This is a genomic window from Microcoleus sp. w1-18aA5, from assembly GCF_036701705.1.
Classification (GTDB): Bacteria; Cyanobacteriota; Cyanobacteriia; order Cyanobacteriales; family Microcoleaceae; genus Microcoleus.
This window is the reverse complement of the sequence record NZ_JAUPTE010000009.1, coordinates 56,310-77,626: the sequence shown is the minus strand read 5'-3', so window position 1 is coordinate 77,626 and position 21,317 is coordinate 56,310. Positions and strand designations below refer to the sequence as shown.

Sequence of the window (21,317 nt, the reverse complement as noted above, 5' to 3'; positions counted from 1 at the left end):
CACCGCTGGCCTCATTTAAAACTCCGACTATCGCCTATAAAAACCGCCTTGTATATCCCTCCCAATCTGCCTTGCCCGCCCGCTTCCAATTAGTTATCGATGCAAAATTTTTCACCCCTGACATTGAAACTAGACGGGCAAATCCAGCAGTTGTTTCCGGCAAAGCTGCCAATTCACTCGTCACAATCCGGCAACCGCAGGCCATCGCCTCTATCACGGCAATAGATGAGGTTTCCAAATAGGTATTTGGGTAAGCTAAAACCGCGACTGAACGCAGTTGCCGGACGAGTTCGGGTTGCGGTAAGGAACCGACGTACTCGACGCCTTCTGTTTCCTGACACTGGTAGTAAAGTTGACCGAAAAAAAGCTGTTATCATTGTCGTCTATTTGGTGTACTTTAATGCTTGAAGATACTTTTAATCTGGTTCCGGGGACAGCTTGACGAATTTCGGCAAAGACTTTTAACAAAATATCAAGTCCGCGAAATGGAGTGCTGGTGTAAGCTAGAATGGGCGGTCGAGATTTTTGAGAGAGGATAAAAATATTATCAACAAAAATATTAGCAAAACCACGTAGGATCGCATTTCTTAAAACACAAATGCGATTGGAGTCAATCAGGAAACGGCAATGAAATTGCTCACGCTGCCAGTCGCCGACAAATACAAAAGCATCGCAAGCATTGATTTCTCGCTCATTCTTAAAATCTTGGAGGAATACAAAGCCCGGTTCGTTATGAATCCACAAAATTAATTGAGTGCGATCGCCCAAAAGCGGCTTAACTTCCAGCGCTTTGCCGACTGTATTGACTATAACTAAAAAATCGAGCGATCGCAGCAATTATAAATTTGATTTGTCTCCCACCCTGCGCCTGCAATCAACACCGTGCGACATCCCCGACTCGGAGGTATTGTTGAGCAAAAATACCTCGTTTCCCTGTGCAGCAAACGCCTCAGCTAAGTAACAAATAGCAGACTGAGTGCCGCCCAAAGGTTTGCAGTAAGGAGTTTCAATATTGTAATCCCAAGTGTAGGTATCGAGAAAGCCGATTTTCATTGTGGCAATTATCCACCGATTTGTGAACTAGATTTTTTTATTTAACCGCAGAGGACGCAGAGGGACCAGAGAAAAAAGAGAGAAGTTCCCACTTGAAATAATTTGCGATTTCCCTCTCTTCTTCTTCTTCCTCTCTGCGTTCTATGCGCTCTATGCGGTTAAATAAATCCATAATAAATGGTATAATCTTAAAACTATTAAGGAGTACCGAACATGACCACAGAACAAGATCCCGTAAAATTGATGAAACAGCAAGTCGGCTTTGCTGCTGCCGATCGCGTAAAATCTGGTATGATTGTCGGACTCGGCACCGGGTCAACTACAGCTTATACTATTCAAGCATTGGGCGATCGCATAAAATCAGGTGAACTCAAAGATATCAAAGGAGTGCCGACATCTTTTCAATCAGAAGTGTTAGCCAAACAGTACGGAGTACCGCTGACAACACTAGATGAAATTGACAGAATTGATGTGGCTATTGACGGCGCTGATGAAGTCGATCCCCACCTCAACTTAATTAAAGGTGGCGGCGCAGCCCACACCCGCGAAAAAGTAGTCGATTACCTCGCCACTCAATTTATTGTAGTAGTTGACAGTTCTAAAATTGTAGATAAATTGGGTTCGACTTTTCGCGTACCCATCGAAGTTATACCGATGGCATTAACACCAGTGATGCGCGCCATTGAAAAATTGGGCGGCAAACCCGAACTCCGCATGGGCGTGAAAAAAGCAGGCCCGGTAATTACCGATCAAGGTAATATGGTAATTGATGTCAAATTTGATGACATTGCCAACCCCGGAGAAATGGAAAAAAGCTTGAATAACATTCCCGGTGTGTTAGAAAATGGTTTGTTTGTAGACTGTACAGATTTGGTTTTAGTCGGCGAAATACAAGACGGAAAACCCGTAGTCCGGGAGATTTCTAAATAGTCAAAACTGCCACACGGGCGGTCAAAAACTCTTGGGGGAACAGGCATTTTGCCTGTTCAGGAGAATGCTGCAATATGCGAGTTAAGCTGTTGGGCATCTAAATTGTATTTTTAGGGCGGGCTTTCGGGCCCAACCCCTACTCCACACAAGACTTTTCTTAAATTTGACTATACAATTTAAATGCACTTGGGCTTACCTTGACTTTGATTGTCAAAATTCAGGGGTTTAAACTCCTGTATGGCGGAGGAATATTTTTAGGGTGGTTTATAAATCTCCATCCTAAAAACCAGGCGATTCATCTGTCAACTGTCAACTGTCAACTGTCAACTGTCAACTTTTTATGATGCAATATCGCAGATTCGGTCGCACAGAATTATCCATGCCCGTCTTTTCCTGCGGTGGCATGAGATATCAGTATAAATGGCAAGACGTGCCAGCCAATGAAATCCCCCCAGACAATCAACAAAATCTAGAAGCGACGATTAGCTACTCGATTGAATGCGGCATAAATCACATAGAAACTGCTCGCGGTTACGGCACTTCCGAAATGCAATTGGGGTGGATTTTCCCGAAGTTTTCCCGCGAAAAGTTGATAGTGCAAACGAAAGTTAGCCCCAAACCAAACTCCCAAGAGTTCCGCGAAGACTTTGATAAATCCTTAGCTTATTTGCAACTAGAATACGTCGATTTGCTGTCGCTACACGGCATTAATACGTGGGAATTGCTAGAGGAGTCTATCCGTCCGGGCGGCTGCATGGATGTGGCGAGAAAGTTACAAGCAGAAGGGAAAGTTAGGTTTATTGGTTTCTCAACTCACGGCCCGACGGATGTGATTGTCAAAACAATTGAAACCAATCAATTTGATTATCTTAACTTGCACTGGTACTACATCAATCAAAGTAATTGGTCGGCTATAGAAGCTGCTAAACGTCACGATATGGGCGTTTTTATTATCAGTCCTTCCGACAAAGGAGGTCAACTTTACAGCCCGCCGCAAAAATTGGTAGATTTGTGCTATCCGCTGAGTCCAATGGTGTTTAATGATTTGTTTTGTTTGTCGCATCCGCAAGTACATACTTTAAGTTTGGGGGCCGCCAAACCTGAAGATTTTAACGAGCATCTTAAAGCTGTAGAATTGTTAGATAGAGCCGATGAAATTTTGCCACCATTGTTAGAAAAGTTAGAAAAAGCAGCCATTGATAAATTAGGAAAAGATTGGTTTAAGACTTGGCACGTCGGTTTACCAACTATCGAAAATACTCCCGGAGGTATTAATATTTATGTGATTCTGTGGCTGTGGAATTTGGCGCAGGCTTACGATACGATCGACTATTGCAAGATGCGCTACAACCTCTTAGGTAATGCCAGTCACTGGTTCCCGGGCCAAAAAGCCGATCGCCTCAATGAATTAGACTTGCGCCGCTGCCTAGCCCACAGTCCTCACGCTGCTAAAATTCCCGGTATTCTCCAAGCAGCCGATCGGCTTTTTGGGGGCGAAGCCATCCAGCGCTTGTCCCAAGAATAATCAAAAAAAACCCGGTTTCGAGACAGAAACCGGATTAGTGAACCGGAGCACGTGAGTTAGTTACGCGCACACAATTAGCCTATACTTGAGAAACTATCACAACCATCGCCCATCCGTCTCATCCATTCGGGCGATACCACTTTTTTTCTCAACTCACTCCCATTTTGCTTTAATCTGAGATAAAACAGTTAATAATGCACTTAGGTACTTTTTATGACTCTCAAACGCCGAGATTTCTTGTATTTAGTGACAGCCACCGTCGGAGCTATTACCGCAGGTGCTTGCCAAGCGTCAGGAAATAATGTATCGCAAGCAAGTCCAATTGCAGAAAGTCCCAAAATAGCCCAAACCCCCGGGCCTTTTACACTGCCACCTCTGCCCTACGAATACAATGCTTTAGAACCGCACATCGATGCGCGGACAATGCAATTTCACCACGACAAACACCACGCCGCTTACGTTAAAAACCTCAACGATGCTGTCAGTAAATACCCGCAACTCAAAAATATCTCTGCGGAAGATATGCTGCGAGATTTGAGCAAAGTGCCGGAAGATATTCGCACAACCGTGCGTAACAATGGTGGCGGGCACCTAAATCACAGTATGTTTTGGGAAATCATGGGTCCCAACGGCGGCGGCGAACCTACAGGGGCACTTGCAACAGCAATTCAGCAAAATTTCGGCAGTGTTGACGATTTTAAAACAAAATTTAACGATGCCGGCGCCAAGCGTTTTGGCAGCGGTTGGGTTTGGCTAGTCCGCAATAAAGCTGGCAAACTTGAGATTACAACTACGGCAAATCAAGACACTCCTTTCATGGAGGGCAACTATCCAATTATGGGTAACGATGTTTGGGAACACGCTTATTATCTCAAATACCAAAATTTGCGTGCCGACTACTTAAAAGCTTGGTGGAATGTTCTTAATTGGGCGGCAATTAACAAGCGCTACGAAAAGGCTATCGGGTAGTTTTCAATTAGATGAAATACAGGACACGGCCGATGAAATACAGGACACGGCAGTGCCGTGTCCCTACTAGCGCACGGGACGCTCGAACTGCTGTACAACTTTCCGCAAGTAAACGCAGTGCCGTGCCCCCTGACTCGTCGGCGTTGTGAATGCTTCGACTGACTCAATGGTGCCGCCCAAATGCTCGATCGCCCTTTGCAACTCGGTTTCTTCCTCCACCGTCCAATTCCCTCGGTAAAGTACAGCTAAACCGCCATTTTTCAGCAGAGGCAGTGCGGATTTAGCGCAGAGAGGAGCGGCTCCCACTGCTCGGAGAACTGCTAAATCGTAAGCTTGTTTGTGCTGTGGCTGTCGGGCAATTTCATCGGCTCTGCCCAACAAAGTCGCCGCATTTTCTATCCCTAAAGACGGCACAACTGTTTCCAAAAAAGTAATTTTTTTGCGAGTAGAATCGAGCAAAGTAACTGATAAATGCGGCAGGGCGATCGCGATCGGCAACCCCGGAAAACCCCCACCAGTGCCAATATCAATAACTTTATGCACCGAATCTAGGGGCAATTCGCTATTTTTTTCTGCACTGTTATTAGCTGGCAGCAGTCTCCCAATTCCCCGCAGAGAATCCCACAAATGTTTTTCCCAAAACTCCATCGGCTCAGTAATTCGAGTTAAATTCAAGGAGCGATTTCCCTCGACAATTAACTCATAAAGCCGCTGAAATTTTTGTTGCTGCGACTCATCCGGCTGCCAATTCAGCGTTTTTTGCCACAACTCGTTCATCTGGGGCAACACAGGCATTGTAATCTGATTCATCTTTTATTCCCACTCTTTTGTAAGCTCTGCAAATTATCTGCACTTAAAAATGCTTCATAATGCGATAGACCCGCCCGCACTAACTAATGACTAATGACTACTGACTACTGACTAATGACTCACAAAACTCGTTTCCTTAGCTTCTAATTTAGCCCGATCGACCTCCTGCAAATCCCCGTGATCTAAAGTCCAAAATCGGTCAGCAACGCTCAGCAAATCGCTAGCATCGTGAGTGACAATCAACAAAGTCCAGTGACTTTTCAACTTACTCAACAAGCTTACCAACTGCCGGCGCATCGACCAATCCAAACCCGCCGTCGGTTCGTCCAAAAGTAGCAAATGCGGCTGCCGAATTAGCTGCACTGCCAGGGCTACCCTGCGCTGTTGCCCGCCACTCAAAGCGTGGGGGGAAGCGCGCAGCGGCAAATGTCCGAGTCCCACTTCTGCCATTGCTTTGTTGATTTGTTCTTGTCCCAATTCAGGATGCCCCAGTCGCAATTCTTCTAAAATTGTGCCTCCGCAAAAATGCCTTTCTGGAAACTGGAATACTAACCCTCCTAATTGTTGCAAGTGTTCCGGTGTTAATTCTTGTTCCCGCCAGCGGATGTCGCCGCTAGTTTTTTCCGCTAAACCTGCTAATATTTCTAATAGGGTACTTTTGCCTGAACCGCTGCGGCCCACAATCAGCCCCATTTGCTGCGAGGGAAGTTCTAAGTTAATATTTTTCAGAATAGGATTCGGACAGGCGGTAGGATGATATACTAAGTTTTTTAGATAAAGCATTAACGGCAGTTTTTAGTTGGCAGTTGGCAGTTGGCAGTTGGCAGTTGGCAGTTGGCAGTTGGCAGTTGGCAGTTGGCAGTTGGCAGTTGGCAGTTGTTAACAGTCAACAGTCAACAGTCAACAATTAGAAAAATATTTATTGTTAGAGCGGGGAAATTCGGGTTGTGCTATTGATAGTTAAGGCTGTTTTTGGCTGGGGTCGATCGCAGAGAATTATTTTACATAAATCTTGACAAAATTTTTCTTTATTTTTCAGGATTGGCATTTGATTTTTCTGTTTTTTCATGGTATATTTTGATAATGGGAATCTGTGCTTCAATATATTACAAGTCACAATTCCATTATTAAAATATACCTCAACAACCATCAAAAATCAAGCAAATTTTACTCTTTTTTTGGTCGCGGTCCGAAAGTCTAAAAATTTAACTCTCTTGTTTCTAGTTTACAGTATATTACATTGAGAGAATTGACGATGACGAAAACCCCTTTAGCATCGCTGGGCAAGCAAATGTTAAGTTCTAAACAGACAGTGCGGGCGATCGCCAGTGCAGCAGCGATCGCCCTCAGTATCTGCATTAACTCCGCAGTAGCGGGCGATCCCTTTCGCAGCAGCAACCCGCAGGCGATCGGGCCCAACACCGAAACCGCTTTCAAAACAATGTTTCAGCAAGGAAACTACAAACAAGCAAAAACTCAAATTAAACAAGCACTATCAACCGAACCAAACGAGCCGCTAGCCTATGCAATGGCAGCCTCCCTATCCTACATCGAGCAGGACTTAAACTCGATGAATTCCTACGCACAAAAAACCCGCGAAGTCGGCGAAAAATTGACTAAAACTAATCCATTGCGCGGCAATATTTACACAGCAGCAGGTTACTTTCTAGAAGGGGCGAACATTATAGCCAAAGAAGGAACAGCCAAAGGCGCGCCCCAAGCGTTGAGTAAATTGCGAGTAGTATTTCAATACCTAGATGCCGCCGACAAAATAGCGCCCAACGACCCAGAATTAAACCTAATCAAAGGCTACATGGACTTAATGCTAGCCACAAACCTACCCTTTTCCAATCCCAACGAAGCAATTCAAAGACTCGAACAAAAAGCCTCTCCCCGCTACTTAGCTTATCGCGGCATGGCAGTAGGATATCGAGACTTAAAAAAGTACGATCGCGCTTTAGAATTTGCCAACAAATCGCTAGCTGAAACGCCAAATAATCCCGAAGTTCTCTATCTAAAAGCACAAATATTGTTTTCCCAATCCCAGGGAAAAGACAGCAACAAAACCTTACTTGAGGAAGCCAGAAAAAACTTCGACGCAGCCTTAGCAAAACCCGACCAACTGCCACGCAGTTTAGTAGCAGAAATTTTCTTTCAGCAGTGCAGAACCCGTAACCGTCTCGACAGCCAATCTCGCGCCTGCGACCCGATGCGCGATAAAATTAGAGATGCAGATGGAGTCTGGGGGCCGGCGGCCTTACCACCACTATAAAAACACAAAAAAACTATGCAAGTAGAGTTTCGCGAGTTTAACCCCTTTGACCTCTGGATTTGGCTGAAGTTCAGCAACGTGCCTTCAAACGGTGAAAAACAGTATGTTGAAGAAGTGTTTGACTCTTGGTTTTTCTTGGGAAAACTGGGAGGATTTAATGCAGAAAATTTGCAAGTTCAAGATGAAGGCTTAGATATCAGTCAGATGAATTACGATGTTAATCTAGCCGACCAAAGCATGATGGCTTTGATGCACAATATGGGAGAAATGGAGTATCAAGGTTCTTGGGCTCGCTGCTGGTTTGATTTGGGTACTAGCGATGCAATTGGCCTCGATGTCTTGATTAATGTTTTCCAGCAACTCAGCAAAGAATTCGTAACCATTGAAAAACTCATTATTGGCGGGGAAAATAGAAACTGGCCCGTTGACACCAGTCGCCGTCGAGAGACTTTTGCCGCTGATAATTAGTGATTAGTGATTACTCATTAGGGGCGGATTCTACTCGTTACTACGCTCTGCCTGGTCACACATATCCGGAGGCTCTGCCTCCTATTTTGCTGCTCCGAAAGCGAGGCAGAGCCTCTGGACATTGATTCCTAGACATAGCCTAGGAACCAGTTAACTGATAACTAATGACTGATGACTAATGACTGATAACTAATTATGCAAAAAGGTAAAGTTCGCGTAATTGTTTTAGGATTAATTCAATCGGGCGATCGCATTTTCGTGTCAGAATGCGAAGATCCCGTCAAACAAGACACATTTTACCGCGCTTTGGGCGGTGGCATAGAATTCGGAGAACACAGCATCGACGCTTTGCAAAGAGAGTTTCAAGAAGAAATTCAAGCCGAGTTGACAAACATCAAATATTTGACTTGTTTGGAAAACTTCTTTGTTTATAATGGCCAAGCCGGACATGAATTAATACAATTATACCAGTGCGATTTTGTCGATGGCAAATTTTATGAATTGGAGAGTCTAGCCTTTGCAGACGGAGAGTGGGTATTTAACGCACTTTGGATACCGATCGAGCGCTTTCGATCGGGCGAATTGCGCCTCGTTCCAGAGCAATTTATCCACTACTGCGAAGGCAAATAACTCAACCAATACCAAAAAACAAATACCTGATATGGGAGAATTAAACCTAAAATATTTGCCGAAGAGGCGGGTTTCACCTGAAATATTTGCGATAACTAACAGGATGAATAAACCCGCCCTTTCCTTCCGCCCCCCGCATTACCCGGATCTACCTTACACTAGGCAGAGTCCGCAACAGCTCATAGAGCAAAGAGTTGATAAAACCGAGGGCGATAGCCCCCAGCAAAGCACTCCAAATTCCCCAGCGCAAGCGAAATCCATCCACTAGCCAAGCCGCCAATCCAAAGATAATCGCGTTGATAACAATTATCCACAAACCAAAAGTTACCAACACCAAAGGAAAACCCAAAACCACAAAAAGTGGCCGCACCAAAGCATTCAGCAATCCAAAAACCGCAGCCGAAATCATCGCTTTTCCAAAAGTGTCAATGTCCACCCCGATGGGCAATTTGGAAATGATAAAAAAGCTCACCGAAGTTACCAGCCAAGCAATTGCCAGCGAAACGATATCCATGTGCCAATCTCCTTAAAAAAGCTAAACATTAAATCGGAACAACAGCACATCCCCCTCTTGTACAACATACTCTTTCCCTTCACTGCGAACTAAGCCTTTTTCCTTAGCTGCATTCATCGCGCCCGTAGCAACCAAATCTTCATATGCTACAGTTTCGGCCCGGATGAAACCCCGTTCAAAATCCGAGTGAATTACCCCCGCAGCTTGCGGTGCTAACATTCCGGCGATAATCGTCCAAGCGCGAGTTTCCTTCGGGCCGCTAGTAAAATAAGTCCGCAAACCCAATAATTCGTAAGTAGCTCGAATCAGAGATTTCAAACCCCCTTCTTTTACCCCCAGAGATTCTAGGAAATCCGTTCGTTCTTCCTCTGACAACTCCACCAATTCTGACTCAACTTGCGCCGAAACTATGACAACCTTAGCATTTTCTTTAGCTGCTACTTCCCGCACTTGTTCGACATAGCTATTTCCAGTTGCTAAATCGTCATCAGACACGTTAGCAGCATAGATAATTGGTTTATTGGTCAGTAATTCCAGACCTTTAACTAATTCAGATTCTTCATCTGTGAAACTGTACTGCCGCGCAGGTTTCCCCGCATTCAAAACCGCGACCAACTTTTCGAGTACATCCACTTCAGCCTGGGCTTCCTTGTTGTTGCGGGCCAGTTTGCGAGTGCGATCGAGCCTGCGTTCAATTTGAGCTAAGTCTGCTAAAATTAATTCGAGATTGATAATGTCAATATCTCGCTGGGGATCGACAGAACCCGCAACGTGAATAATATCATCATTGTCAAAACAGCGGACAACGTGGACGATCGCATCTACGGCCCGAATGTGAGACAAAAACTGATTTCCCAGTCCTTCCCCCTGACTCGCCCCCTTCACCAAACCCGCAATATCCACAAATTCCATCCGCGTCGGCACAGTTTGCACGGAATTGGAAATATTGCTCAGCACCTTCAACCGTTCGTCTGGCACTGCCACGATACCCGTATTTGGCTCGATCGTACAGAAAGGAAAATTAGCAGCAGTCGCCTTGGCATTAGCAACCAGAGCATTAAACAAAGTAGATTTGCCAACATTAGGCAGTCCGACAATTCCGGCAGTAAGCATAGCTATTTAGAAACATATCACTGTTTCAAAATATCATAAGCAATAGCAATATATCTGACTTGTCCCTTCTAACTTCTACAGCTAAGCTTGAATAAATATCTAACTTGAGGTAGATGGCTCAATGGTTAACAAGTGGTTAAGCAAAGTAACGATCGCTGCGGGGCTGTCGCTGCCCCTGTTAGGGCTGACAGCAGCTAGCGTTTTCGCTGAGGTGGTCAAAATTTCGGTGATTAACAACAGCGGCAAGACGATGACAGCCGTTTATATGTCTCCTCCCGATAAGGATACTTGGGGAGAAAACGAGCTAGAGGCCCCCATTACCGATCGGGAAAAGGCAGATTTTGAGTGGGATCAAGCTGACTACGGCGGCTCGGATGCGGGCTGTATTTTCGATGTCAGGGCCGAATACGATGACGGCAAATGGACTGCTTTGGGTGCTGTTGACCTTTGTAAAGAGACTGCGCTCAACTTCAAGTAATCGATAATCTACGCAAAAACCGAGTTTTTTCAAGTCTGATATTCAACAAAATGATTGGGGACTTGGGAGAAAGCCGGTTTTTGCGATCGACCTTACAAACAATCTTAAATTTCGCGATCGACCAAAACATAATTTAAACAGGTTCAGGGATTGTCTGAGGAATTGGCCCCGGCACTGTTTGAGGAATTGGAGAGGGTACAGTTTCCGGCACCGGTTCGGGAATGGGCTGCGGAATTGGCGCAGGTACCGGTTCGGGTACAATGCCGGGAATCGGTTCGGGAACGGGGCCCGGCACTGGTGGCGATGCGGGTATAGTCGGGAACCCCGGTTCGGTACTGGGAATCTGCGGGCCGGGAAATGGACTAGGGTTGGGAAAAATCACGGCAATTCTATTAATAACTCGATACGATCATGGTAGATAAAAAACTAGAAATACGACATCTATCTAAATAGTGAAAATTTATTAAAATTGATATTTTGTACCATTTTAAATCAGCTTTTTGGAGTAGACGAAAGCAACCGGGTTTATTTGTATTTAATTTTTTAGGCTGACCGAAAGCAATTTGGTCACAGCCCCCCGGTACAGGCCGTGAACCCTTGAAAAAAGCGTAGCGTACTCATCACGTGCGATCGATACAGCCCGTGGGAGCAAATCTAAAATCTACAATCTAAAATCGATCGCCCTCCGAAAAGCCTTGCCAGCCTGTGGTTTGGCACGACACCTAGCCAAAAGTACAGGTTCTGTCCTGTACTTACGGCCAGTTGCGAGCTGGCCTTTTGGCTAATTTAAGACTGAACTAAAAGCTAGGAAATTTTTGGGGGTTGCTCTCTTAGAATCAAACCACGACCAGCCCCAAAATTTAGTTGAAATTCAACAACTAAAATTAAGCATTATGACACAGAGTGATGAATTATATCAAAAGCTGTTAGAGCTTGATGAAGATAGTCTCAAGGCGCAGCTTGGAATCAGAGTTCAAGAAATAGCGAGAGATCCAACAGCGCGATCGGCTTCTTTAGAAAGCCTTGATGAGGCTCTAAGTGCGACTCCGAGAGGTGGAACTCCCGATCGTGCTGATGTCAACTTTGGCGATCGTCTCTTCAAGAAGGGGCTAAATGTCAAATCCTACAATCTGATGTGCAGCGAACTGTTTACTGATTAAGACTAGCTAATTAGCTTTCCTATAATTTTGCCTTGTTCTCTCTATAAACTAAACGCTCATGACTCGTAACATCTACGCACTATTAGTTGGAATCGACAAATATCAAGACCCAGTTCCTTCATTGCAAGGCTGTGTTAACGACATAACAGCGATCGAACTATATCTAACCCAACGTTTTGACAAAGACAAAGGGTATGAGCTTATTCCGCCAAAAAAACTCCTGAATTCGGAAGCAACCCGTCAGGCGATTATAGATGGATTTCGGCAACATCTATGTAATGCTCAAAGCAATGATGTGGTTCTTTTCTACTATAGTGGTCATGGCGCTCAGGAAGAAGCACCAGAGGAATTTTGGCACGTAGAGCCAGACCGACATAATGAAACATTGGTCTGTTATGACAGTCGCCAGGAAGGAGGCTGGGATTTAGCAGATAAAGAATTGGCAAAACTGATTTCTGAAGTCTCAGCTAAAAACCCACACATTACTATTATTCTTGATTGCTGTCATTCCGGTTCTGGCAGTAAAAATCCATTCCAAGAAACAGGAGTCCGTCTCGCTTCCACAGACAAGCGCCAGCGCCCAATAGATAGCTTTATCTTTAAACTTGAAGAGTTAGAAAAACTCTCTAATTCCAGTAACGGTGAACTGAATTCCATTGGCCTGAAGCTTCCTAAAGGTCGTCACATTCTCTTAGGGGGTTGTCAAGATAGTCAACTGGCGAAGGAATATAATGGAGGGGGTCAAAAACGGGGTGCTTTTTCCTACTTTTTGATGGATACGTTGCAACAAGCTAATGGCAAGTTGACTTATCGGGATTTGTTCAACCGAGCAAAAGCTATAATTGGTAGTCGAGTTTTAGATCAGTCTCCCCAACTTGAAATAAATCATCCAGGAGATGATAATCAATTTTTCTTAGATGGCGCGATCGCCGAACGGACTCCCTATTTCACCGTTAGCTATCACAAAAAGTATGGTTGGGTCATTGATGGGGGTGCTGTTCACGGAGTTCAAAGTCCTTCTAACGGCGAAACGACTTTACTAGCACTCTTTCCCTTTGACAGCCATGCTGAAGACTTACGGGAACCATCCAAGTCTGTCGGTGAAGCCAAAGTAACTCAGGTTTTGCCCCAGTTAAGTCAGGTCGAAATCAGTGGAAGTGAAAACCTAACGTCCGATCAGAATAAGACGTTTAAAGGTGTTATTACCAGTTTACCTTTGCCACCTCTAGGTGTTTATTTTGAGGGAGAGGAAGCGGGGGTAAAGTTAGCACGTCAAGCGATACAGTCAGCAGGACTGAACAACCAACCCTCTGCTTATGTCCGCGAAGAACAGGAATTCACCAAAGCTCAGTTTCGTTTGCTATGTCGGAATGACCAATATTTGATTGCCCGACCCGCTGACGATCGCCCCTTAGTAGCTCAAATTGAGGGTTATGCCCCAGAGAATGCCGAAACAGCGATTCAACGATTAGAGCATATTGCGCGATGGAATGCGATCGCAGACCTCCCCAGTTCGGGTAATGGTCTGATTAAAGTGGGAGATGTGGAAATGAAACTCATCTTTGACGATCCAAACATCTCTCAATCTGGGCAGATGCGTTTGGAATATAAGCACACGGATAATCAGTGGGAACCTCCTAGTTTTCGGATAAAACTGACTAATAAAAGTCATAAAAAACTTTACTGCGCTTTAGTCAATCTAACAGATTTATTTGCCATCAGCTCTCCGTTCTTTGACACAGGAAGTGTAGCTCTCAAACCTGGAGAAGAAGCTTGGGCTTTAGATCAAGAAGAATTAGAACTAGAAGTACCTGATGAGTTATGGGAGCAAGGAATTACCGAGTTTAAAGACATTATTAAGTTGATTGTTTGTACGGCTGAGTTTGATGCTAGGTTACTGACTCAACAAGAACTGGATTTTCCCCGACCTATCGAAAGAGATATTTCCTCCCCCAATCAAAGTTCCCTGAATCGTTTGATGAATCGAGTCCAGAGTCGTACTATCAAACCCAAAAGTCAAGGAAAATATGATGATTGGTTCACAGATTCGATCGCAATTACAACTGTTCGACCCTTAGATGCTATTCGAGTTTCACCCATAGCAGAAAAGGAACTGGCAGCAGGAGTCAAGTTACAAGCGCATCCTAGCTTGCAAGCAAATGCGCGTTTAACGACAATTCCTCAAGTGAGTCGGGATTTAGGAAATGTGATATTGCCTCCTATTTTGCGAGAAGATCCTCAAGTCACTCAAACTTTTCAATTCACGAACAGTCGCGGCACAGATCCAGGTTTAAGTGTACTGGAATTGAGTCAAGTTGAAGACTATACAGTTGTTACCCCTGATGCGCCTTTAAAGTTGTTAGTTGACACAACATTAGGAGAAAATGAACATCTCTTACCTGTTGGCTATGATGGTGAGTTTTTCCTACCGTTAGGTCGAGGTCAAAAAACGAAAGATGGCAAAACGGAAATTCATCTACAACGATTACCAAAACCATTCAATCAGGACAGAAGCGTACAAGGGTCTATTAAAATCCTATTTCAAAAGGTGTTGTGGGAACCGCTGGGTTTAGAGTTTGAATATCCGCTTCTGAGAGTGGCTAAGGTAGCGTCAGATGAAACGATAACCTATGTCACAGATCAAACGCAGATAAAAGCACTGGTAGACAAGAGCAAGCGAATTTTGCTCTATGTTCACGGCATTCTCGGCGATACCGATAATATGGTCAAGAGCGTTCAACGAGCGAAAGTTAAATTGAATGGGAAACTATGTCCTCTCAAAGATCATTACGACCTAGTTTTGGCTTTTGACTACGAGAATATTAATACTTCAATTGAAGACAATGCTCGAAATCTGAAAAAACGCCTAGAAGAAATAGGATTGAAAGCAAATCACGGCAAAGTTTTGCATATTGTTGCTCATTCAATGGGGGGGTTAGTTTCTCGTTGGTTGATTGAGCTAGAAGGCGGCAATAAGTTGGTTCAACATTTAATTATGTTGGGGACACCAAATGCAGGTTCTCCTTGGCCAACGGTGCAAGAATGGGCTACTTTTGCTTTGGGAATTGGGCTTAATAGCCTTTCCACCGTTGCTTGGCCTGTGAAAGTATTGGGGTGTTTACTCAGTGCCATAGAAGCTGTGGATGTAGCCCTAGATCAGATGAAACCGGGTTCTGAGTTTCTGAAATCCTTGGCTGCGAGTCCTAAAGATCCAGGTATTTCCTATTCAGTTCTTGCTGGTAATACTTCTATCAAAGCCATGCAAGGACAAGGAGAAGAAGCGAGTCGATTAAAGCGGCTGATGCAAAAATTATGCAGTCAAATTGTAGAATTTCCCTTCCTGGGTCAGTTGAATGATATTGCTGTGACTGTGCAGAGCATTAAGAGCCTTCCAGAAGGAAGAAAAAGTGCTCCTATGATTCAAGAAGTGGCTTGCGATCATTTGACTTATTTCGATGATTTAGAAGGGTTGAATGCGTTAAGTTTAGCTTTGACGCAACAAGAGTAAAAATTTCAAAAGGTACAGTAATTTCATTAATTGCTGTTTCCTTTCTTACCTGGTAATTTATTTTAAATAGGAGTGCATCAATGTCTAAGTCTAAACACAATTTTCACCGTAATATCGCTATTATCATCGGAATTAATGATTACAGCAATGGAGTTCCTCGCTTAGAGACAGCAGTTCCAGATGCTGAAGAATTTGCTCGCCTTATGCAAGAGCGATATCAGTATGAAGTTCATTTGTTACTTAATGAAGATGCTACACTGAACAAGCTCAAACAACTGATTGACTGCTTCAGTAATAAAAAAATACCTTTTGGAAAAAATCCAGATATTAATGATAAAGATCGCATCATACTCTATTTTGCCGGACATGGAAAAGCCTTTGACGCTAAAGAAAAACAAGAGGGGCCAGTTGGTTACTTAATTCCTCAAGATGCTACTGATAATCCTGATACTTACTTGAAAATGCAGGACTTCCACGATGCACTGCTAAAACTTCCTTGTCGGCATCTATTGGTCATTCTTGATTGCTGCTTTTCAGGAGCATTTTACTGGTCAAGCATCAATCGAGATGTTGTTCCGAAAGTTAAACTTTATAAACAAGTCTACGACCACTACATCAAATATCGGGCTTGGCAAGTTATTACCTCAACTTCTGATAAGCAAACAGCCATAGATTCTCCTCCCCGAGGCAAAGTAGTAGTGGGTTCAAAGGTTCATTCTCCCTTTGCAAAACATCTTTTTGATGTTTTAAAGAAAAATGATGATTATGATGGTGGCATTATTACTGCCAATGATTTGTATAGATTTCTGCGAAAAGCCGTTGCAGTGGAAACAGAAGAATATAAAGCACAAACTCCTGGTATATGTCAGCTTAAACTACACGAGAATGGAGAATATCTTTTTCTATTGCAGAGTGAACCTAATTTAGAGGATGCACCTCCACTACGCCTAGAAGATAGTCCCTATCGAGGATTAGAATCCTATGAAGAAGAACACAAAGACTTATATTTCGGTAGAAAGGAACAAATTGAACAGCTATATGAAAAAGTCAATAATTCCAATCACCGAGCCTTGACAGTAGTGCTGGGAGCTTCGGGAACAGGGAAATCTAGCTTGGTAAAAGCTGGGTTAATTCCCTTTCTCATAAAGCAGAGGTCAGAGGTTAACTCCAATTTACAAACATGGAAGATTTTGAAGCCAATCCGACTTGGTGAATCTCCACTGACGGCATTAACAAATAGTCTTTCACAAGAGCTTAATTTTATATATCCCAACCCGGGTTCTGAGCAACGCCAAGCAGATGAACCAAGAGGGTTTAGTAAAATTCTTAGTTGGTTTGGGATTAGAAGAGAGTCGAACACAGCAAAACAAAACCAACCGCTTGAGAAACAAGTTGAGTTCCTTTCTCAGAACCTTAAAAACTGGTTTGACAAGAACTCAGGTCGCACACTTATGCTTACAATTGACCAGTTTGAAGAACTGATCACTCTCCAACCTCGCCAGGAAGACAAAGAACAAAATAAAAAACAAAAGCAAAAAAATAAAAGAGAAGAAAAGCAAAGAGAGAAGACGCAGCAAGAACTGGTTTTAAAATGGTTGCCGCAGGTAATGTCTCAGTATGGAGAGCGGTTGCGGATTGTATTGACTCTTCGCTCTGACTTTGAATCTCAATTCCAAGACACCGCTTTGAAAGACTATTGGAAAGAGGAAGCCAGATTTCATATTAAAGAAATGACAACTGCTGAATTGCGGGAGGTAATTACGGAACCTGCGTCAAAAAGATCAATATTTTTTGTGCCGGACAAGCTGATAGATAAATTGGTGTATGAGGTAGCCGGGATGCCTGGAACTTTACCTTTGCTTTCATTTACGTTAAATGAGCTTTACCGCCTATTTATCGAAGATATTAACGATGGAGACAAAGATGATAGGGGGATTACTGAGGAGTATTATAACAAGCTAGGGGGAGTAGGGCGCTCGCTGACTAAAAAAGCAGATCAGGAATATGAGAATTTAGTGAACCAGGATAAAGCTTACGAGCAAACAATCCGCCGAGTAATGTTGCGAATGGTTGCAGTCGGTGGTAGCGAATTAGCTCGCCGACGGGTGCTAAAGTCTGAACTAGAATATCCAGAGCCAGAAAATACACGAGTGCTTAAGGTAGTTAAGACATTTGTGGATGCACGTTTGCTTGTGGAAGGAGAAAATACAGAAAAGAAACCTTATGTTGAGCCTGCCCATGATGCTTTAGTGCGGGGATGGGAAAGGTTGTTGAAGTGGAAACAAGAGGAGGAGGAAAATTTAATTTTACAACGGCAACTGACACCTGCGGCTGATGAGTGGAAATTTGAGCGATCGCAAGCGAAAGGCTATCTTTGGCATAATAACCCACGTCTTGACTTGTTGAAAAAAGAACTTAAATCTAATGATAAGTGGTTCAACAAGTTAGAAACAGAGTTTGTGCAGCTTAGTATCGCTCGAAAAACCTTGCTCGCTCGTCGGTTTACGATCGGAGCCGTTGTGGTCATAGTATTGTTAAGCGCGGGTTTGATTGCCTCTCTAATCGGTCAGAGAAATGCACGGATTGGTCAAATTAGAGCTTCTCAGCAAGCCTCGGAAGCCAACTTTATTTCAAATCAACAATTAAATGCGTTAATAAACAGTTTACAAGCAGCGAAAACCCTAAAAGACTGGCCTTGGTATTTGTCTTGGTTTAAGCCAGATGATCGGATTCCTTTCTTGTTTGAAACAGATAATGAGCTACAGCCTCAAGTGCTAAAAACACTGCGAAAAATAGTTTATGAAATCAAAGAACGTAATCAAATCGAATCAAGCTCAAACACAATTACAAATTCTTTCTTTAAAAAAAGCATTCTTGATAGGCAGTTAATTATTTTTAATGAAATGTGTGCAATAAATCTACCAAAATTAAATAAAGAGATAAATCTTCTCTCGGTCGATCCTTTAGTAAAAAATAAAGTGCTTGAAGACATAAAAAATCCCTCAAAAAGCTTGGAATATATGGCTGTAATCATGAAAGTGATTGTTAGTTCTGATGGAAAGTCATTAATGGTTGTTTATAATCAAGCTTGCGGGGGAGATTTTATAACTTCACATTTATGGAGATTGGTAGGCAATGAAGTCAAATCTTACCCACTCAATTTTGTTAATTCGGGCAGGTTTTATAGAAATAAACTATTAGCAACAGGAAGCACTCAAGGTGAGATTCGTATACTCGATCTGACTAATCAAAGTGTTCTGGGTAATCAAAGTGTAGAGTATCAAGAGTTATTAAAGTTACAGGGTCATCAAGGTGTAGTAAACAATATTCTTTTTAGCGCTGATAGCAAGCAACTTAAAACAGAGGGAGCAGATGGCGTTATTCGCTTATGGGACTGGCAGAATAAACCGTTAAAAGGATTAGAAAAAAAGCTAACTCAGAAAGTTAGTAAGCTTAGTTTTAGTCCCGATGGAAAGCACCTAGTAACTGTAGGAAAAGATGGTATTGCCTTCTTGTGGAAATATCATAGCCAAGAATTTAATCAAATAAAGCAACTTCCAAACAAAGTCATAAATATCAGTTTTCGCTCTAATGGTAAGCAGTTAGCAACTGTAGGAAAAGACGGTATTGTTCGTTTACACAACTGGGGGATTAATTCCTTGAAAGAATTAAAAGAAATTCAGGGTAAAGTTATGAATGTTAGTTTTAGTCCCGATAGCGAGAGCAAGCAACTGGCGGTTATAAAACAAAACGATCGAGGTGACAAAAGTATCTATTTGTTGAGCTTAGATCGTGAAAATATAACTTCTACTTTAAAAATCGATGAAGACAAAACTACTCAAGAGTTTAGTAGTGAAAGTAAAGTGATTTTCAGCCCTGATAGTCAACAATTGGCTCGTTTTGAACCTTATGGATTAGAAGGAAAAAGTGGAATAGTATTTGTGTGGGATTTAAAAGGTAGAGTTTTAGTAGGATCAACGGAAGCGTTTGATTTTACTTTTAATGAGGGTAAGCTAGTAATAGCTTCTCTGGATCAAAGCAGCGGTGGAAAAATTACAGTGTCTAATTTCAATAGCGAATCAAATAATAAAGAATTAAAAGCATTAGATACTGCTGGGGAAGAAGGCAGTTTTAGTCCTGATGGTAACTTATTAGCTTTAGCAGATAATGATGGTAATATTTACTTATGGGACTGGAAAAGTGAAAAGTTATTGTCACAATTCAAAGGACATCAAAGTAAAATAAAAAGTATTAATTTTAGTCCTGATAGCAGCTTACTGGCAACTGTAGGAGAGGATGGTACTGCTAAATTGTGGCAAATTGGAGAATTGGAGGATTTGATAGAGCTTGGTTGCAATTGGGCGCGTGATTACCTAGCGACGTTAGATGACAAAAACAACGCTCGCCATCTATGTAATTTTGAAGCAATTAGTATGGGTGACAAAATATTGATATCAACCCTTAGCGATCCTGACAAGCAATCTGGAGTAGAGGCGATCGCGGCTGGTAATTTTCCACAAGCCATAACTTCCCTAACAGCATACCTTGACCCGACGAAAAATCCTAACGACCCAGAAGCCAGAATTTACCTGAACAATGCCCGAATTGGCAATCAAAAATCCTACACCATTGCAGTATCCGTTCCCCTTAGTGATGTCAATGGTTCTTTAGAAATCCTGCGGGGAGTAGCTCAAGCTCAAGATGACTTTAACAACTGGGCAAAAACACAGCAAGGGATTGTACCAATACGAGTCTTAATTGCTGACGATCGCAACGAGCCGAAAATCGCCCAAGAAATTGCAAAACAACTTGCTAATAATCCCGATGTTCTTGGAGTAGTAGGACACTTTTCCAGCAGTGTCACCAGGGAAGCAGCCCAAGTTTACAATGATAAAAAATTGGTGGCAATTTCTCCAGTCAGTACCTCTGTGCAATTATCAGATGTCCTTGGTAAATACGTCTTTCGCACTGTTCCTAATGATAAAGTAGCTGCGGAAAAGTTAGCTGATTATACGGTTAACTCGTTAAAGAAGCAGAAAGCCGTCCTGTTTTATAATTCCCAAAGCGAGTATAGCTGTTCCCTCGCATCCGAATTTACGACTGCTTTTTCTGGAGAAAGAGGAAAACAATTAGAGCGTGACTGCTCCAAGTATGGAACTAGCTCTGCCACTTCTGCGGAAAAACGACAAGGACAAATATTTAAAGAAATTGACTTATCCAATCCTGATTTTGATGCTACAAAGAGTCTTGAAGGACTAGATCAAAATACCGTACTGGTTTTACTAGCAGATACCAGCAAATTCAATCAATCTTTTGAAATTTTAAAAGCAAATCAAGGGAATCTACCTATTTTAGCAGGAGATGATGTATATGGTTCCAAAATCTTGGAATTCTTTTCTAAAGAGAAGCTCAATAATAAAAAAGACATGGTTGTTGCAATTCCTTGGCATATTAAAAATAATCGTGAGTTAGGTTTGGGGACTACCTCTAAAGGACTTTGGGGCGATCGAGATATTAACTGGCGAACTGTTACAGCTTATGATGCAGCCAAAGCTTTGATTGCTGCAATCAAGCACAATCCTAATCGGGAAGAAGTTGCTAAAATCCTTCGGACAGACAGCTTTAATGCTCAGGGTGCAATTGAACCAGTAAAGTTTTCATCAGGCGATCGCGATGGAAATATTATCGAACTCGTCAAGATAGTTAAGCCTACTTCTAAATCTCGTTCCGGCTATGACTATGAGTTTGTTCCCGTTGAGAATCAAACTAACTCAAACCAGGTCACTAAACCAAAAAACTCAAAATAGGTATGTTTAGGAATCCAGTAAAAGCGATCGCAAAAATCATTCCACTTTTATCACATCCAAACACTCAGGAGTAGTTATGT

General features: G+C 42.8%; 17 protein-coding genes and 1 pseudogene. 10 read left to right on the top strand and 8 right to left on the bottom strand.

The window, feature by feature from the left end; genetic code table 11:
- Window positions 1–34: 34 nt before the first annotated feature.
- From Q5691_RS05175 to Q5691_RS05165, 3 genes and pseudogenes are all read right to left on the bottom strand, one after another.
- Window positions 35–283: pseudogene (locus Q5691_RS05175) on the bottom strand (hypothetical protein); the annotation flags it as partial.
- Complete coding sequence (locus Q5691_RS05170) at window positions 256–837, bottom strand: hypothetical protein (protein WP_333344077.1); 582 nt, start codon at window positions 835–837, stop codon at window positions 256–258. The gene Q5691_RS05170 and the pseudogene Q5691_RS05175, both read right to left, overlap by 28 nt.
- A complete protein-coding gene (locus Q5691_RS05165; protein ID WP_333344075.1) occupies window positions 838–1,053 on the bottom strand; it encodes a hypothetical protein in 216 nt (71 codons plus the stop codon).
- A 213-nt stretch (window positions 1,054–1,266) separates the two neighbouring features.
- On the opposite strand from Q5691_RS05165, the gene rpiA reads away from it, so the two are divergent.
- The 3 genes from rpiA (at window position 1,267) to Q5691_RS05150 (ending at window position 4,477) form a co-directional block, all read left to right on the top strand.
- Window positions 1,267–1,983 (top strand): ribose-5-phosphate isomerase RpiA, encoded by a 717-nt coding sequence (rpiA, locus tag Q5691_RS05160; RefSeq protein ID WP_333153978.1) that lies wholly within the window; start codon window positions 1,267–1,269, stop codon window positions 1,981–1,983.
- Window positions 1,984–2,323: 340 nt separating this feature from the next.
- Window positions 2,324–3,508 (top strand): aldo/keto reductase, encoded by a 1,185-nt coding sequence (locus tag Q5691_RS05155; RefSeq protein WP_333211742.1) that lies wholly within the window; start codon window positions 2,324–2,326, stop codon window positions 3,506–3,508.
- A gap of 213 nt (window positions 3,509–3,721) precedes the next feature.
- Complete coding sequence (locus tag Q5691_RS05150; protein WP_333344073.1) at window positions 3,722–4,477, top strand: Fe-Mn family superoxide dismutase; 756 nt, start codon at window positions 3,722–3,724, stop codon at window positions 4,475–4,477.
- Between the two features lie 66 nt (window positions 4,478–4,543).
- Here Q5691_RS05150 and rsmG read toward each other — a convergent pair whose 3' ends face one another.
- Both rsmG and Q5691_RS05140 read right to left on the bottom strand, forming a co-directional pair.
- Window positions 4,544–5,287, bottom strand: a complete 744-nt coding sequence (gene rsmG, locus Q5691_RS05145; protein WP_333211746.1) for a 16S rRNA (guanine(527)-N(7))-methyltransferase RsmG — start codon at window positions 5,285–5,287, stop codon at window positions 4,544–4,546.
- A 111-nt stretch (window positions 5,288–5,398) separates the two neighbouring features.
- Window positions 5,399–6,070 (bottom strand): energy-coupling factor ABC transporter ATP-binding protein, encoded by a 672-nt coding sequence (locus Q5691_RS05140; protein WP_333145528.1) that lies wholly within the window; start codon window positions 6,068–6,070, stop codon window positions 5,399–5,401.
- Window positions 6,071–6,542: 472 nt separating this feature from the next.
- Between Q5691_RS05140 and Q5691_RS05135 the strand changes: the two genes are divergently transcribed.
- The 3 genes from Q5691_RS05135 to Q5691_RS05125 all read left to right on the top strand — a co-directional run bounded on the left by Q5691_RS05135 (window position 6,543) and on the right by Q5691_RS05125 (window position 8,657).
- Window positions 6,543–7,559, top strand: a complete 1,017-nt coding sequence (locus Q5691_RS05135) for a Sll0314/Alr1548 family TPR repeat-containing protein (protein WP_333309026.1) — start codon at window positions 6,543–6,545, stop codon at window positions 7,557–7,559.
- A gap of 15 nt (window positions 7,560–7,574) precedes the next feature.
- Window positions 7,575–8,027 carry a DUF3531 family protein gene (locus Q5691_RS05130; RefSeq protein ID WP_333038358.1) on the top strand — a complete coding sequence of 151 codons (453 nt, stop codon included), beginning with the start codon at window positions 7,575–7,577 and terminating at the stop codon, window positions 8,025–8,027.
- A 195-nt stretch (window positions 8,028–8,222) separates the two neighbouring features.
- Window positions 8,223–8,657, top strand: a complete 435-nt coding sequence (locus tag Q5691_RS05125) for an NUDIX hydrolase (protein ID WP_333344071.1) — start codon at window positions 8,223–8,225, stop codon at window positions 8,655–8,657.
- Between the two features lie 148 nt (window positions 8,658–8,805).
- On the opposite strand, the gene Q5691_RS05120 is transcribed toward Q5691_RS05125, so the two are convergent.
- The gene (locus Q5691_RS05120) at window positions 8,806–9,171 is read right to left on the bottom strand and encodes a phage holin family protein (RefSeq protein ID WP_333030414.1); all 366 of its coding nucleotides are present in this window, start codon (window positions 9,169–9,171) and stop codon (window positions 8,806–8,808) included.
- 21 nt (window positions 9,172–9,192) lie between these two features.
- The gene (gene ychF / locus Q5691_RS05115; RefSeq protein ID WP_333344070.1) at window positions 9,193–10,284 is read right to left on the bottom strand and encodes a redox-regulated ATPase YchF; all 1,092 of its coding nucleotides are present in this window, start codon (window positions 10,282–10,284) and stop codon (window positions 9,193–9,195) included.
- A 121-nt stretch (window positions 10,285–10,405) separates the two neighbouring features.
- Between ychF and Q5691_RS05110 the strand changes: the two genes are divergently transcribed.
- Window positions 10,406–10,762, top strand: a complete 357-nt coding sequence (locus Q5691_RS05110) for a hypothetical protein (RefSeq protein WP_333344069.1) — start codon at window positions 10,406–10,408, stop codon at window positions 10,760–10,762.
- A gap of 133 nt (window positions 10,763–10,895) precedes the next feature.
- On the opposite strand, the gene Q5691_RS05105 is transcribed toward Q5691_RS05110, so the two are convergent.
- A complete protein-coding gene (locus tag Q5691_RS05105) occupies window positions 10,896–11,144 on the bottom strand; it encodes a gamma-aminobutyric acid A receptor, epsilon-like protein (protein ID WP_333211756.1) in 249 nt (82 codons plus the stop codon).
- A 511-nt stretch (window positions 11,145–11,655) separates the two neighbouring features.
- Between Q5691_RS05105 and Q5691_RS05100 the strand changes: the two genes are divergently transcribed.
- The 3 genes from Q5691_RS05100 to Q5691_RS05090 all read left to right on the top strand — a co-directional run bounded on the left by Q5691_RS05100 (window position 11,656) and on the right by Q5691_RS05090 (window position 21,237).
- Complete coding sequence (locus Q5691_RS05100; RefSeq protein ID WP_333344067.1) at window positions 11,656–11,922, top strand: hypothetical protein; 267 nt, start codon at window positions 11,656–11,658, stop codon at window positions 11,920–11,922.
- 58 nt (window positions 11,923–11,980) lie between these two features.
- The gene (locus tag Q5691_RS05095) at window positions 11,981–15,430 is read left to right on the top strand and encodes a caspase family protein (protein WP_333344066.1); all 3,450 of its coding nucleotides are present in this window, start codon (window positions 11,981–11,983) and stop codon (window positions 15,428–15,430) included.
- Window positions 15,431–15,510: 80 nt separating this feature from the next.
- On the top strand, window positions 15,511–21,237 hold the full coding sequence (locus Q5691_RS05090; protein ID WP_333344065.1) for an nSTAND1 domain-containing NTPase: 5,727 nt from the start codon (window positions 15,511–15,513) through the stop codon (window positions 21,235–21,237).
- Window positions 21,238–21,317: the final 80 nt, after the last annotated feature.